At 68.5% G+C, this 14,132-nt stretch carries 13 protein-coding genes; 2 read left to right on the top strand and 11 right to left on the bottom strand.

Annotated features, from left to right (window positions below; translation table 11 throughout):
• Window positions 1–6: 6 nt before the first annotated feature.
• The 3 genes from INQ48_09910 to INQ48_09900 form a co-directional block, all read right to left on the bottom strand.
• The gene (locus INQ48_09910; GenBank protein ID QRF59507.1) at window positions 7–2,478 is read right to left on the bottom strand and encodes a TonB-dependent siderophore receptor; all 2,472 of its coding nucleotides are present in this window, start codon (window positions 2,476–2,478) and stop codon (window positions 7–9) included.
• Between the two features lie 124 nt (window positions 2,479–2,602).
• Window positions 2,603–3,598 carry a FecR domain-containing protein gene (locus INQ48_09905; GenBank protein QRF59506.1) on the bottom strand — a complete coding sequence of 332 codons (996 nt, stop codon included), beginning with the start codon at window positions 3,596–3,598 and terminating at the stop codon, window positions 2,603–2,605.
• A complete protein-coding gene (locus INQ48_09900; protein QRF60678.1) occupies window positions 3,595–4,131 on the bottom strand; it encodes a sigma-70 family RNA polymerase sigma factor in 537 nt (178 codons plus the stop codon). Before INQ48_09900 ends, INQ48_09905 begins: the two co-directional genes overlap by 4 nt.
• Before the next feature lie 166 nt (window positions 4,132–4,297).
• Between INQ48_09900 and xth the strand changes: the two genes are divergently transcribed.
• Window positions 4,298–5,083: an exodeoxyribonuclease III gene (xth, locus tag INQ48_09895; protein QRF59505.1), complete on the top strand. Its 786-nt coding sequence runs from the start codon at window positions 4,298–4,300 to the stop codon at window positions 5,081–5,083.
• A complete protein-coding gene (locus INQ48_09890; protein QRF59504.1) occupies window positions 5,064–5,624 on the top strand; it encodes a hypothetical protein in 561 nt (186 codons plus the stop codon). The genes xth and INQ48_09890 overlap by 20 nt, the downstream gene beginning before the upstream one ends.
• 55 nt (window positions 5,625–5,679) lie before the next feature.
• On the opposite strand, the gene ntrC is transcribed toward INQ48_09890, so the two are convergent.
• The 8 genes from ntrC to INQ48_09850 all read right to left on the bottom strand — a co-directional run bounded on the left by ntrC (window position 5,680) and on the right by INQ48_09850 (window position 14,110).
• The gene (gene ntrC / locus INQ48_09885; GenBank protein ID QRF59503.1) at window positions 5,680–7,230 is read right to left on the bottom strand and encodes a nitrogen regulation protein NR(I); all 1,551 of its coding nucleotides are present in this window, start codon (window positions 7,228–7,230) and stop codon (window positions 5,680–5,682) included.
• Between the two features lie 24 nt (window positions 7,231–7,254).
• Window positions 7,255–8,334 (bottom strand): PAS domain-containing sensor histidine kinase, encoded by a 1,080-nt coding sequence (locus INQ48_09880; protein QRF59502.1) that lies wholly within the window; start codon window positions 8,332–8,334, stop codon window positions 7,255–7,257.
• A gap of 40 nt (window positions 8,335–8,374) precedes the next feature.
• Window positions 8,375–8,878, bottom strand: a complete 504-nt coding sequence (locus INQ48_09875) for a hypothetical protein (GenBank protein ID QRF59501.1) — start codon at window positions 8,876–8,878, stop codon at window positions 8,375–8,377.
• A gap of 148 nt (window positions 8,879–9,026) precedes the next feature.
• Entirely contained in the window at window positions 9,027–10,442 is a 1,416-nt protein-coding gene (gene glnA / locus INQ48_09870) for a type I glutamate--ammonia ligase (GenBank protein ID QRF59500.1), read from the bottom strand.
• Between the two features lie 147 nt (window positions 10,443–10,589).
• The gene (locus tag INQ48_09865) at window positions 10,590–11,390 is read right to left on the bottom strand and encodes a competence/damage-inducible protein A (protein QRF59499.1); all 801 of its coding nucleotides are present in this window, start codon (window positions 11,388–11,390) and stop codon (window positions 10,590–10,592) included.
• Window positions 11,387–12,256, bottom strand: coding sequence for an EI24 domain-containing protein (locus INQ48_09860; protein ID QRF59498.1), 870 nt, complete (start codon window positions 12,254–12,256; stop codon window positions 11,387–11,389). Before INQ48_09860 ends, INQ48_09865 begins: the two co-directional genes overlap by 4 nt.
• A 119-nt stretch (window positions 12,257–12,375) precedes the next feature.
• On the bottom strand, window positions 12,376–13,350 hold the full coding sequence (locus INQ48_09855) for a sterol desaturase family protein (GenBank protein QRF59497.1): 975 nt from the start codon (window positions 13,348–13,350) through the stop codon (window positions 12,376–12,378).
• A 10-nt stretch (window positions 13,351–13,360) separates the two neighbouring features.
• Window positions 13,361–14,110 (bottom strand): polysaccharide deacetylase family protein, encoded by a 750-nt coding sequence (locus INQ48_09850; GenBank protein QRF60677.1) that lies wholly within the window; start codon window positions 14,108–14,110, stop codon window positions 13,361–13,363.
• Window positions 14,111–14,132 lie beyond the last annotated feature (22 nt).

The raw sequence follows: 14,132 nt of genomic DNA, 5'->3' as shown, positions 1-14,132 counted from the left end.
CGCAGCTCAGAGCCTGGGCGTGTACTTCACCGTGAACATCAGGTTGCGCGGGTCGCCGTAGTTGTTGTTGCCGTTGGTCTCGTTGAAGGCCGGGATGTAGTAGCGCTTGTCGAACACGTTGTAGACGTTGAGCGCCAGGCTCAGCTCGGGCGTCGCCTGGTAGGCCACGCGCGCGCTCCACACCATGAAGCCCGGCACCTTGAACGAGCGGTCGTAGCCCAGCGTGCTGCTCTGCACCGTGAAGCCACCGCCCACGCTGAGCCGGCTCCATGCGCCCGGCAGCCGGTAGTCGCTCCACACGCGCAGCATGTGGCGCGGCGTCCACTGGCTGAAGACCTGGCCCTGGTTGTCGGGGTCCTCGAGGAATTTCGTCGTGTTGTAGGTGTAGCCGGCAGTGAGCTGCAGCCGTGGCGCGATCTCGCCGCTGAGCTCGGCCTCGAAGCCTTGGCTGCGCACCTTGCCCGAGGACTTGTAGCAGTACCAGTCGTCGCAGGCGTAGCCGTTGTCGTAATCGGTCACGGCGCGGTTGCGGTGGTCGTAGCGGAACACGGCCAGCGAGGCATTGAGCCGGCCGTCCATCAGCTCGCCCTTCAGGCCCAGCTCGTAGTTGCGGCCGGTGATCGGCTTGAGCGGCTCGTTGTTCAGCGCGCGCTCGGACTGCGGTTCGAACACCTCGGTGACGCTGCCGTAGGCCGACCACTGCCGGTCGAGCGCGAACACCAGGCCGACATAGGGCGTGATCCTGGCGTTGGTGCTCACGGTGCTGCGGGTGTCGCGGGTGCGGTCGGCGTAGAGGTAGTCGTACCAGCTCGCGCGCGCGCCGAGGATGGCCGTCAGCGGCTCCGCGAGCTTCACGCGCCAGCTGCCGTACAGGCCCGACTGGCTGATGTCGTACGCGGTGTGGCTCTGGGTGCCGCCCGCCGCGAGGATGGTCTCGTAGTTCTGCGCCGGCCGGTAGTGGTCGGGCGCGAAGATGTTGCCGCCGCTCGTGAAGCGGCGGCCGAAGCGGTCCTTCGAGGTGTACTTGGCGTAGTTCGCGCCGACCGTCAGGTCGTGCTCCAGCGACAGCGCCTCGAAGCGGCCGCGCACGTAGACGTCGAGCCCGGCCTTCTTCGAATCGAACAGGTTGTCCCAGTCGGCGAAGCTCAATCCGCTGCCGTCGGGCTGCACGTTGCCGTGCATGCGCTGGTGCTGCGAGGCATTGCGCTCGTTCATGCGCAGCGCCGAGGCCTTGAGCTTCCAGTTCGCGTTGAAGCGATGCTCCAGGTCGGCATACAGGGTGGTCTGCTCGCTGTCGTGGCGATTCCACCAGGCGCCCGTGTACACCGAGCGCGGCAGCCCGATGTCGCTGCCGTCGGGATAGCGCGGGAAGCCGCGCAGCATCGGGCGGCCGCTGCCCTTCACCTGGCTGATGCCGAGGCCGAGGGTGGTGTCGGGCGAGAGGTCGTAGTCGATCGCGCCGTAGAGCGAACGCGTGCGGCTCCAGACGAAATCGGTGAACGAGTGGCTGCGATCCTCGTCGAGCACCACGCGCCCGCGCAGCGTGCCCTCGGCATTGAGCGGCCCGCCCGCGTCGAGCTGTGCGCCGTAGTGGTTCCAGCTGCCGGCCTTGCCGGTCAGCACCAGCGTCTTCTCGGACTGGCCGCGCTTGCGCACCAGGTTGACGGCGCCGCCCGGGCTGCCCGTGCCCTGCAGCAGGCCCGCGGCACCGCGCAGCACCTCGAGGCGGTCGTGGAACACCAGCGCCTCGGTGGCCCAGTTGCCCAGCGAATACCAGTTGCGCGGTACCGGCACGCCGTCGTACTGCCAGGCATCGATCTGGAAGCCGCGCGACGACAGCACCATGCCCGGCCCCACGCCCTTCACGCCGACCACGCCGGTGACGGCATTGGCCGCGTCGCGCAGGTCGACGAGGCCCTGGTCGTCGAGCCGCTGGCGCGTGAGCACGCTGACCGACTGCGGGATGTCCTTCGCCGCCTGCTCACCCTTGCCGATCGTCAGCAGCGGCGCGGCATAGGAGTGCGTGCCCTCGCTGGTGGCGCTGCGCACCGGGGCCGCGGTGACGGTGATCGGCGCGAGCGTGGCGCCCGCGGCATCGCTCCCGGTGCCGGCCGCGGCGGGGCGCAGCACGTAGGCACCGCCCGCGCCGCCGGCCGCCTCGAGCCCCGAGCCCGCGAGCAGGCGCGCGAAGGCTTCGCGCACGCCATGGCTGCCCTGCAGGCCTGGCGATCGCTTGTCCCGCACCAGGGCCGGCGGCATCGTGAGGCTCAGGCCCGCGGCGGCGGCGAAGCTGGCGAGCGCGTCGTCGAGCGGGCCGGCGGCGATGCTGTAGCTCCTGGGTTGCTCGGCCTGGGCCGCGGCGTCGGCGCCTTGCGCCTGGGCCGCGCTGCCGCCGGCGGCGCAGGCCATGGCGAGCAAGGCGCCATGCACCGCGCGCGCGATGCGGGAATCGAAGAAGAACGGAGGGCGACGGGCCATGGGGAGATCTCTCGCAAGAAGGTGTGAAGTGGCTGTTCCTCAAGGCTTCACACGCGAGAAGAAGAAAAGGGACACGGCGCGGCGGATTTTTTTTCGCCGGCCGGCCCGGCGCGCTTGCGCGCCCTCAGCCGCCGGCCGCAGCCACCGTCACCCAATAGCGCGTGCGCGACAGCACCTGTACCGGCAAGGCCTGCGGCAGGCTGTCGAGCACGGGCGTGGTGTCGCGCAGCTGGAAGACGCCGGAGACGCGCAGCTCGGCCACCGCGGGATCGCAATGCAGCACCCCGGGCCGGTAGCGGCCGAGCTCGGCGAGGAAGTCGTGCAGGCGCATGTTCTTCACGCGCAGCACGCCGCGCGACCAATCGTCGGCCCCGGCATCGAGCGCGCGCGGCGCATCGACCGCCGAGGCGGAGAAGCCGGCCTGCTCGCCGGCGCGCAGCACCACCGCGAGGCCGTGGGCATCGTCGGGCCGGACCTCGACCGCGCCCTCGAGCACGCCCACGTGGCTGCGCCGGTCCTCGTGCTGCCGCACCACGAAGCGCGTGCCCAGCGCACGCAGCCGTCCCTGCGCGGTGTCGACCACGAAGGGGCGGTAGGCGGTGTCGCCGGCGGGCACGCGGTCGGGTGCGGTGTCGACGAGGATCTCGCCCGCGCGCAGGCGCACCCGCCGCAGCGTGGCGTCGTAGGCCACGTCGATGGCCGTCGCGGTGTTGAGCTGCATGCCCGTGCCGTCGGGCAGGCGCACTTCGCGCCGCTCGCCCGTGGCAGTGCGGTGGTCGGCCAGCCATTCGCGCGCCGGCGAGGCGCGCCATGCGACCCAGCCGGCGGGCACCGCGGCCAGCAGCAGCGCGAGCGCCTTGACCGCGGCGCGGCGGTCGGCCCGCACCGTGCGTCCCAGCGCGGGCATCGCCAGCGCGCCCGGCAGCAGGCCGAACTTGCGGCTCACCTGCTCGGCGCGCTGCCAGGCATCCTCATGGGCCGGATCGGCCGCGCGCCACTGCATCCAGCGCGTGCGGTCGGCGGCCGTGGCCTCGCCCGACTGCAGCAGCAGGAAGCCCTGGGCGGCCTGCGTGGCCACGGCCTTGTCGACCACCACGCGCGGCATACTCGCCGCGCTCATACCGCCAGCACGATGCAGTGCGCCATCGCCTCGGCCATGTAGCGCTTCACCGTGCGCTCGCTCACGCCCAGCCGCATCGCGATCTCGGCATAGCCCAGCCCTTCGAGCTGCGCCATCAGGAAGGCCTGCCGCACCGGTAGCGCGAGGCCGTCGAGCATCGCATCGATCTCCTGCAGCGTTTCGAGAATGATCGCCTGCTGCTCGGGCGACGGCGCCAGCGGCTCGGGCATTGCGCCCAGCGCATCGAGGTAGGCCTGCTCGAGCGAGCGCCGCCGATACAGGTTCGCGAGCAGGCGCTTGGCGACGACCGTCAGGTAGGCACGCGGCTCGCGCAGCTGCCAGTCGCCCTGCTTCTCGGGCGTGTGGTCGGGCGCCGTGAGGATGCGAAGGAAGGTGTCCTGCGCCAGGTCCGCGGCGTCGAAGGAATTGCCCAGCCTGCCGCGCAGCCAGCCCAGCAGCCAGCCGTGGTGGCCGCGGTAGAGGGCTTGGACATGTGCATGGGGGTGCGGGTGAAGGGCGGAATCGGCGTTAATTCTTCCGAACGGCGTGCGGGGATCGCGGCCTCATGAATACGAATGGTTCTCATCTTAGTCGATCGGGCGGTGGCGCCCGCGCGTTTCGGTATAACCACGGACACGCCGGCCGCGAGGCCCACCCCACACTTCAGCAGTTGTCGATCAACGACAGCTCACCCACCCCATGAAGATCGCCACCTGGAACGTTAACTCCCTCACCGCCCGCCTGCAGCACGTGCTCGACTGGCTGATCGCCAACCCGGTCGACGTGCTGTGCCTGCAGGAACTCAAGATGAGCGACGACAAGTTCCCGCTCGAGATCCTCAAGTCGGCCGGCTATGACGCGGCGGTGTTCGGCCAGAAGACCTACAACGGGGTCGCGATCCTGAGCCTCGCGCCGTTGCGCGACGTGGTGAAGAACATCGGCGGCTTCACCGACGACCAGTCGCGCGTGATCGCCGCCACCATCGACACGCCGCGCGGGCCGGTGCGCGTGGTCAACGGCTACTTCGTCAACGGCCAGGCGCCGGGCTGCGACAAGTTCGCCTACAAGATGAAGTGGCTCGACGCGCTGCGCGAATGGCTGCGCGCCGAACTGGCCGCGAATCCGAACCTGGTGCTGCTGGGCGACTTCAACATCACGCCCGAGGACCGCGACAGCTTCGACCCGGTGGGCCTGAAGGAAACCATCCACCACACGACCGAGGAGCGCGACCATTTCAAGCAGTTGCTCGGCCTGGGCCTGACCGACAGCTTCCGGATGTTCGAACAGCCCGAGAAGAGCTACTCGTGGTGGGACTACCGCATGCTCGGCTACCAGAAGAACCGCGGACTGCGCATCGACCACGTGCTGGTGAGCGACGCGCTCAAGCCGCAGGTCAGGGGCTGCGTGATCGACCGCGTGCCGCGCAAATGGGAAAAACCCAGCGACCATGCGCCGGTGGTGCTCGATGTGGATCTCGGTGGCTGAGGCAAGGAAGCCCGGCGTGGCGATCGCCAGGACCGCGACCGTCGCCTTGCTGGCGCTGTCGCTCGCGGCCTGCGGGGTGTTCGACAAGAAGACCGCGAGCGGCGGCGAGACGCCCGCGAGCCCCGGCGGCACCGCCACCGCGCCCGACGACGGCCCGCCCGCGAAGTCCGAGGTGCCCACGGTGCGCCTCATCACGACGCAGACGCCGGTGGTGCGCGCCTACCGCAAGATCGGCGCGCGCCACATCTACACGAAGTACGCGCAGCGCATCTACAAGGGCAAGATCCCGCCGCTGGTGTATGCGGTGGTGGTGGTCGAGACGGACATCGACGCGAGCGGCAAGGTCACGGGCGTCACCTTCAGCCGCATCCCGAGCCATGCGCCCGAGGTGCCGCCGATGATCGAGGAGCTGATCAAGGCGGCCTCGCCGCTGCCCAACCCGGGCAAGCTGGGCGGCCACACCTACATCGACACCTGGCTCTGGGACAAGAGCGGAAAGTTCCAGCTCGATTCGCTGACGCAGGGACAACGAAGCCGCTGAGTCTTTCGGCGGGAAGACGAGCCGCGCGGCGCCGAGGCCGCGGGCTCGACCGGCATCACTCGATGCCGAGTTCCTGGATCTTGCGCGTGATGGTGTTGCGCCCGATGCCGAGCTTCTGCGCGGCCTCGATGCGGCGGCCGCGCGTGCTCGACAGCGCCGTGAGGATCAGGCGCGATTCGAAGCGGCGCGACAGCACGTCCCACACGTCGGTGCGGCCGGCCGCGAGCAGCGCCTGGGCCTCGGCCTCGAGGCCGCTCTCCCAGTTGCCGGAAGCGTCGGCCGGCGCGTGCGCCGCGACGGCGGGTGCCGGCACCACGCTGTCGACCGCCGCTCCCGCGAAAGGCGTGGACGCATGCGGCGCCACGGGCACGGCGGCTGTCGCATGGGCCACGGGCTCGCCCGCATGGCTGTCGGGCGACAGCATTGGCGCGCCGCCGGTCGCGAGCACCTCGGGCGGCAGGTCCTTGGCCTCGATCAGCTGCGCCGGCGCCATCACGGTCAGCCAGTGGCAGATGTTCTCGAGCTGGCGGACGTTGCCGGGGAAGTTGAAGCCCGCGAGCTTGGCCAGCGCCGCATCGGAGATGCGCTTGGGCTCGACGCCGAGCTGCCGCGCGCTCTGTTGCAGGAAGTGGCGCGTGAGCGCGGGCACGTCCTCGCCGCGTTCGCGCAGCGCGGGCAGGCGCAGGCGGATGACGTTGAGGCGGTGGAACAGGTCTTCGCGGAAGCCGCCGAGCTTCACGCGCTGCTCGAGGTCCTGGTGGGTGGCCGCGATGACGCGCACGTTGGCCTTGACCGAGTTGTGGCCGCCCACGCGGTAGAAGTGGCCGTCGCTGAGCACGCGCAACAGGCGCGTCTGCAGGTCGAAGGGCATGTCGCCGATTTCGTCGAGGAACAGCGTGCCGCCCTCGGCCTGCTCGAAGCGGCCGCGCCGCATGGTCTGCGCGCCCGTGAAGGCGCCGCGCTCGTGGCCGAAGAGTTCGCTCTCGAGCAAGTCCTTCGGGATGGCCGCGGTGTTGATGGCGACGAAGGGGCCGTTGGCGCGCGGCGAGTGCTTGTGCAGCGCGCGCGCCACGAGCTCCTTGCCCGAACCCGATTCGCCGGTGATCAGCACCGTGACGTTGCTCTGCGAGAGCCGGCCGATGGCGCGGAACACGTCCTGCATCGCGGGCGCCTGGCCGAGCATCTCGGGCGCGGCGACCATGCGTTCCTCGGCCACTTCCTCGCGCTGGCTCTCGTCGACGGCGCGGCGGATCAGCTCGACCGCGCGCGGCAGGTCGAAGGGCTTGGGCAGGTATTCGAAGGCGCCGCCCTGGAACGCCGAGACGGCGCTGTCCAAGTCGGAGAAGGCCGTCATGATGATGACCGGCAGGCCCGGATGCTTGGCCTTGATCTTGTCGAGCAGCTCGAGCCCGGAACCGCCGGGCATGCGGATGTCGCTCACCAGGACCTGCGGGCCCTGCTGCTCGTCCTCGGCGGCCTGTTCGAGGGCCGCCAGCACTTCGCGCGTGTTGGTGAAACTGCGGGTCGGGAGGTCCTCCCGAAGCAGGGCCTTCTCCAGCACGAAGCGGATCGATTGGTCGTCATCAACTATCCAGATCGGCTTCATGCATCTCCTTGTTGCCGGTGGCTGCTAGGGCAGCGGAATCAATATCTTGAAATCGGTTCGGCCCGGGACACTGTCGCACTCGATCACGCCGTGATGCTGTTGCACAAAAGTCTGTGCGAGCGTCAAACCCAGCCCTGTACCACCCTCTCTGCCCGACACCAGCGGATAGAAGATTCGGTCCTTGATCGCGTCCGGCACGCCCGGTCCATTGTCGATGACATGCAATTCCAGTGCCAATCGATACCACTGCTTGTTGAAGATCACCTGGCGCGCGACCCGGGTCTTGAAAGTGATGCATGCATCGCCCGCCGCGCGACGCTCGGCCAGGGCCTGCGCGGCGTTGTGGACGATGTTGAGCGTGGCCTGGATCAGCTGCTCGCGGTCGCCGCGGAACTCGGGGATCGAGACGTCGAAGTCGCGCTCGATGTGCAGGTCGCGCGGGAATTCCGCCAGGATCACCGAGCGCACGCGCTCGCAGACCTCGTGGATGTTCACGTCGCCCACCACGTGCGGCCGGCGGTGCGGCGCCAGCAGGCGGTCGACCAGCGTCTGCAGCCGGTCGGCCTCGTGGATGATGACCTGGGTGTATTCGATGAGGTCGCGCGACTCGACCTCCATCTGCAGCAGCTGCGCCGCGCCGCGGATGCCGCCGAGCGGGTTCTTGATCTCGTGGGCGAGGTTGCGGATCAGCTCCTTGTTGGCCTGCGCCTGGTCGAGCAGCCGCTCCTCGCGGTCCTGCCGCACCTGGTGCTCGAGCGGCAGCATCTCGACGATGAGTTCGCCGGCCTTCTCGCCCTTGGCCAGCGTGACCTGCACCGGCATCAGCTCGTGGTTGACGCGGCGCAGGAAGGCCTCGTAGCGCAGGGTGGCGAAGTCGTTGGCGCTGGCGCCGTCGATGGCGGTGCGCAGCACCTGGGGTTCGTGGAAGCAGGCGCCGAACTGCGAGCCCTCGAGCGTGCGGCGCGAGGTGCCGAGCGCGTCTTCGAGACCGGCATTGGCGAACAGCACCGAGCCCTTGCTGTTGACGACCGCGATCAGGGTCGACAGCAGGTCGAAGGCCTGAAAGCGCGGACTGGCGCTTGCCGCCTTCTTTCCGAAAGCCATGGAAATCCTGTGGTGTTCGTCCTGCCGATGCAGGAACGGGTTAGTTCTTGGGAGCCGGCAGCCGGCTGATCTCGCGGCGGATGCCGGCGATGTCGCTTTCGTTGCGGGCCAGTTCGGCCTTCATCTCGGCCACGCGGTCGAGGTACTTCTGGTAGTTGCGGCCTTCGCTGCCCTGCTTCTCGGGCTCGCCGTTGTTGTATTCCTTCTGCAGCTCGGCCTGGCGCGATTCGGCCTTGCGCAGTTCGGACTCGAGCACCGAGCGCGCCTCGCCGTCGCGCGCGCGCTGGTCGGCGCCCTCGACGCGCGGGCTGCCGGCCGGCGAACGGGCCGCGGAGGTCGAGCCCGCGGCACCGCCGAGCGCGGCGCGCGAGGCGCCCTGCACGACGGTGACGTTGCCGCCCTCCATCACCTTGCAGCCGCGCTGCTGCGCGACGGTGGCGTTGTTGGTGTATTCGTTCCCGCAACGCCAGACGCGCTCCTGCGCGAGCGCCGACAGGGCGAACAGGGAGGCGGTCAGCAGGAGAAGTGGTGCGGCGGTCTTCATGGGATCTTGGGGGCCTCGAGGGTCCGGGAGAGCGCGAAAAGGCGCATTTTCATGCAATTCGACGCCTCCGATGCCAGGATGTTCCGGCCCCAATGAAAAGGACGGCCGAGGCCGTCCTTTCGTGTTACTCCGAGCGGGGAAACCGCGATCAGAGCGAGTAGTACATGTCGAATTCGACCGGGTGCGTGGCCATGCGGAAGCGCGTGACTTCCTGCATCTTCAGCTCGATGTACGCGTCGATGTAGGCATCGGTGAACACGCCGCCCTTGGTCAGGAATGCACGGTCCTTGTCCAGGTATTCCAGGGCCTGGTCGAGGCTGTGGCAGACGGTCGGGATCAGCGCGTCTTCTTCCGGCGGCAGATGGTAGAGGTCCTTGCTCGCGGCTTCGCCCGGGTGGATCTTGTTTTCCACGCCGTCGAGACCGGCCATCAGCAGCGCGGCGAAACCGAGGTACGGGTTCATCAGCGGATCGGGGAAGCGCGCTTCGACGCGGCGGCCCTTCGGATTCGCCACGAACGGGATGCGGATCGAGGCCGAGCGGTTCTTGGCCGAGTAGGCCAGCTTCACCGGGGCTTCGAAGCCGGGCACCAGGCGCTTGTAGCTGTTGGTGCCGGGGTTCGTGATGGCGTTCAGGGCACGGGCGTGCTTGATGATGCCGCCGATGTAGTGCAGCGCGAAGTCCGAGAGACCTGCGTAGCCGTCGCCGGCGAACAGGTTCTTGCCGTCCTTCCAGACCGACTGGTGCACGTGCATGCCCGAGCCGTTGTCGCCGACGATGGGCTTGGGCATGAAGGTGGCGGTCTTGCCGTAGGCGTGGGCCACGTTGTGGATCACGTACTTCTGCAGCTGGACCCAGTCGGCGCGCTGGATCAGCGTGCTGAACTTGGTGCCGAGTTCCATCTGGCCGGCGTTGGCCACTTCATGGTGATGCACTTCGACCGGGATGCCCAGCGATTCGAGCACCAGGCACATTTCCGAACGCATGTCCTGGAAGCTGTCGACCGGGGGAACCGGGAAGTAGCCGCCCTTGACCGCGGGACGGTGGCCGGTGTTGCCGTGCTCGTATTCCTTGTCGGTGTTCCACGAGGCTTCTTCGGAATCGATCTTCACGAAGCAGCCCGACATGTCGTTCTTCCAGCGCACGCCGTCGAACACGAAGAATTCGGGTTCCGGACCGAAGTAGGCCGTGTCGCCCAGGCCCGAAGCCTTCATGTAGGCTTCGGCGCGCTTGGCCAGCGAACGGGGATCGCGCTCGTACGGCTTGCCGTCGGTCGGGTCGATCACGTCGCAGGTCAGGATCATCGTGGTCTCTTCGAAGAAGGGATCGATGTTGGCGGTGTTCGGGTCGGGCATGAGCTGCATGTCCGAGGCTTCGATCCCCTTCCAGCCGGCGATGGACGAGCCGTCGAACGCGTGGCCCGAGCTGAACTTGTCTTCGTCGAAGTGCGACACGGGCACGGTCACGTGTTGTTCTTTACCGCGGGTGTCGGTGAAACGGAAGTCGACGAACTTGACCTCGTTTTCCTTCACGAGCTTCATGACGTCGGCGACGGTCTTTGCCATCAATTTCTCCTGAGTTGGATGGGTGGTTGGGAATACAGGGATGCGGGATGCAGTTTCTGTGCCATTGTCGCCTGCGATCAACAGCCGGCGGCGGGCACTTTGGAGGCCTGAAACTCGGCCGAATTCACCAAATTGGTGCCATCGAAATCAACGCACCAATTCTGGGCCAAGTTGCGCATTAAAAGTGTGCAGACCTTCGATGAGCTGGCCATAGGCCGCGTCGAGCAGTTCCGGGTCGCCCTTGACGCCGAGCTCGATATGACGGCCGTACTGGGGGTGATCGACGCTCGGCAGGCTGAAAACCTTGATGCGCGCATGGCGTGCCTCGATCGCCTGCATCAGGGGCGTGAGGGTGGCTTCCATGGCACCGAAAACGATCACGGACTTCTCCATGACCCGGGTCTGGACGAAAAGATCGGCATAAAGCCCGTCGAGCACCGACTCGATCATCGGCCAGGCCATGACCGGGAAGCCGGGCACGAAATGGACGTCGCCGACGCTGAAGCCCGGGATCTTGTTGTAGGGGTTGGCGATGATCCGGGCGCCCTCGGGAAACACGCCCATGTTGAGCCGGTGGATGTTGTCAGGCCGGTCGGGCTCGTAGGGCACGCCTTGCTCGCGCGCCGTGTCCTGCATGCGCTCGCGGATCAGCAGTTCGGCCTCGGGATGCAGCGCCAGCGGCACGCCCAGCGCCTTGGCGGCGCACTGGCGGGTGTGGTCGTCGGGCGTGGCGCCGATGCCGCCGGTCGAGAAGACGACGTCGCCCGAGGCGAAGGCGCGCGCCAGCGCGGCGGTGATGCGCTCGGGCACGTCGCCCACGTACTCGGCCCAGCCCAACTGCAGGCCGCGCGCCGCGAGCAGCTCGATCACCTTGGGCATGTGCTTGTCGAGGCGCTTGCCCGAAAGGATCTCGTCGCCGACGACGATCAGGCCGAATTCACGGGTCATGGGGATTTCCATTGGGAGAGAACGGCCTGGTCGGCCTCGATGGCGGTGGGGTCGCCCGGAATGGCGGCCGCGCGCTGACCGCGCAGCTGCGCCAGCGCATCGAGGCAGTAGTGGCCGAACCACAGGGCCGAGAAGGCGAAGACCAGGGTGTAGATCCAGATCGCGAGCGGCACCAGCACGAAGAAGGCGGCCGCGAACAACAGGCCCGAGGCCCAGACGATGCTGGGCGCCGCGCCCAGGTAGCCGCAGAGCACGCCGATGCACAGCAGCGGCAGCCGGTGCGCGCGCAGCAAGGTGGCGCGCTCCTCGGCGCTGGCATGCTCGGCCAGCGCGTCGAAGCTCATCACGCGGTAGGTGAGCCAGCCCCAGATCAGCGGCGGCAGGATCAGCACCAGCGGGGGAATCAGCCACAGCGGCATCGAGACCACCAGCGCGAGCAGCGCCAGCACGGTCAGGCCGATGGAGCGCGCCACGCTGCCGAAGAAGGAGGCGCCCTTCTTGCGCTCGAGCGAGGGAAAGCGGCGCTCGGCCACCAGCCGCGTGAGCGCGGGCGCCATGAAGCCGGCCACGATCACCAGCGCCAGCACCACGATCAGCGGCGTGGCGGCGAACACCACCACCAGCGGCGCCAGCATCGAGGTGACATCGCCCGAGAACAGCCGCCCGATCCAGCTCCAGAAGCTGGCCAGCAGCGGCCAGGATTCGAGCGCGCCGCGCGTCCACGCGACCGCGGCATCCCAATAGAAGTAGCCGAAGACGGCGGCCAGCACCACCATTAGGCCCAGCGGCAGCAACGACAGCACGATCACGCGCGGCAGCATGCAATAGGCCACCGCGCGCCAGAAGGAGTCGAGGAGCAGGCGCATCGGGCGGGAGGATAACCCGGCGCGCCCCGCGCGGCCGTGAAGCCAGAGCCGGCGGCCGGGCGATTCGCCGGTTCGCGCGCACGCCGCGCGCGGGTGAGCCAGCTGGAGAGAAGCCGCGCTCAACCGCGCCCGACCATGCGTTTCAGTCCCAGCCACTGCTGGGTCCAGAAACCCTGGCCGTAGTCGCGCAGCTTGCCCGCGGCATCGGGCTCGACCTGGTCGCGCACGCCGGTCGGGTCGTAGCGGTTCTCGAAGTTGGCGGTACCGAACATCATGTCCCACCAGGGCAGCAGCACGCCGAAGTTGTGGCCGCCGAGCGTGCTCTTGCCGTGCGACTCGTGGCCCAGCCCGATGCTGTGGTGCAGCCGGTGGAAGCGCGGACTGATCCACAGCCGCTCGCCGAGGGCGCCGAAACTCAGGCGCAGGTTGGCGTGCTGCAGGCTCTCGCTCAACTGGGTGAAGGCGACGAAGGCGATGAACTGGCCCGGCACCACGCCGATCAACTGCGCCACGATCACGATCAGGGTGTCGTGCAGGATGTCGTCGAGCAGGTGGTTGCGGTCGTCGCTCCACATGGTCATCTGGCGCTGCGAGTGATGCAGCGAATGCAGCCCCCACCACCAGTTGAACTGGTGCTGGCCACGGTGGATCCAGTAGCCGACGAAGTCGAGCACCACCAGGTAGATCGCGAACGCGACCACCGGCACGTCGGTCACGCCGGGCCAGAGTTCGTCGAGGTGCAAGGTGCCCCAGCCGGCCGCGCGCAGGCTGCCCATGAGGTCGTCGAACACCGGCTGCAGCGTGAAGAACATCGCGAGCCGGAACAGCCCCAGCCGGTGGATCAGCGTGTAGAGCACGTCGATGCGGATCGCGCGCCGGTCGGTCACCGGCTCCACGGCGCGCCAGCGCTGCAGCGGGCCGATCAGCGCGACCAGCACCACGATCTGGATCAGGCCGACGAGCAGCCAGCCGGTGGCGTCGAAGGCGTCCTCGGTCCAGCCGCCGAGGCCGATCGCATAGACGAAGGGCTGCACGACGGTTTCGAAGAACCAGCCCTGCAGCGAGGAGAAGAGATCCGTCAGCCAGTCGATCACGAAAACCGCCTCAGGGGTGCGATGCGATCCAGGCGCGGTAGTCGGGATGCTGGCGCAGCGTCTGGAAGCAGAAGCCCTTGGCCTTCAGGCCGACGATCAGCGGCTCGAGGTTCGCCGGCGCCCACGGATCCTTGCGCGACCAGATGCCCAGGTGCGCGAGCAGGATGTCGCCGGGGCGGATGGTGTCGAGTGCCTGCGTGAGCAGCTTCTCGTTGCTGAACTTCTCGCTCGGCAGCTCGTCGCCGAGAAAACCCGCCGGCGCCCAGCCCACGTGCGCATAGCCGCAGTCGCGCGCGGCGGCCAGCAGCTTGGGCGAGGTCTTGCCGCCGGGCGCGCGGTACAGCGGCAGCGGCTTCTTGCCGGTGATCAGCTCGAGCCGCTCGGAGGCCTTGCGGATGTTGGCGCAGTACTCGGCCGCGCTCCAGGTGAATTCGCGCCCGGCCAACGCGCCCGCGGAGGGCTTGACGCGGAAGCTCGGCGTCACGCCCTTGAGGTCGCCGCGCCAGTAGACGTGGTCGTAGGTGTGCGAGCCGAATTCATGGCCCTCGGCCGCCCTCGCCTTCCACCAGGCGGCCCAGTGGTTGTCGAGGCTGTCGCCCTCGGTCTGGGTGCGCTCGGCGGCGGCAAAGAAGGTGACGTGCACCTGCTGGCGCTTGAGCACCTCGGCCACCAGCGGCGCGATGCCCATGTGGCCGGTGTCGAAGGTCAGGTAGACGGGTTTCTCGCAGCTCGCCGGCGCCTGGGCCCAGGCCGCGGGCATCGCGATGGCGGTGGCCAGCAGC

This window comes from Variovorax paradoxus, from assembly GCA_016806145.1.
Lineage (GTDB): Bacteria > Pseudomonadota > Gammaproteobacteria > Burkholderiales > Burkholderiaceae_C > Variovorax.
Note: the sequence above shows the minus strand (reverse complement) of the source record. Positions and strands in the feature narration are given on the sequence as shown.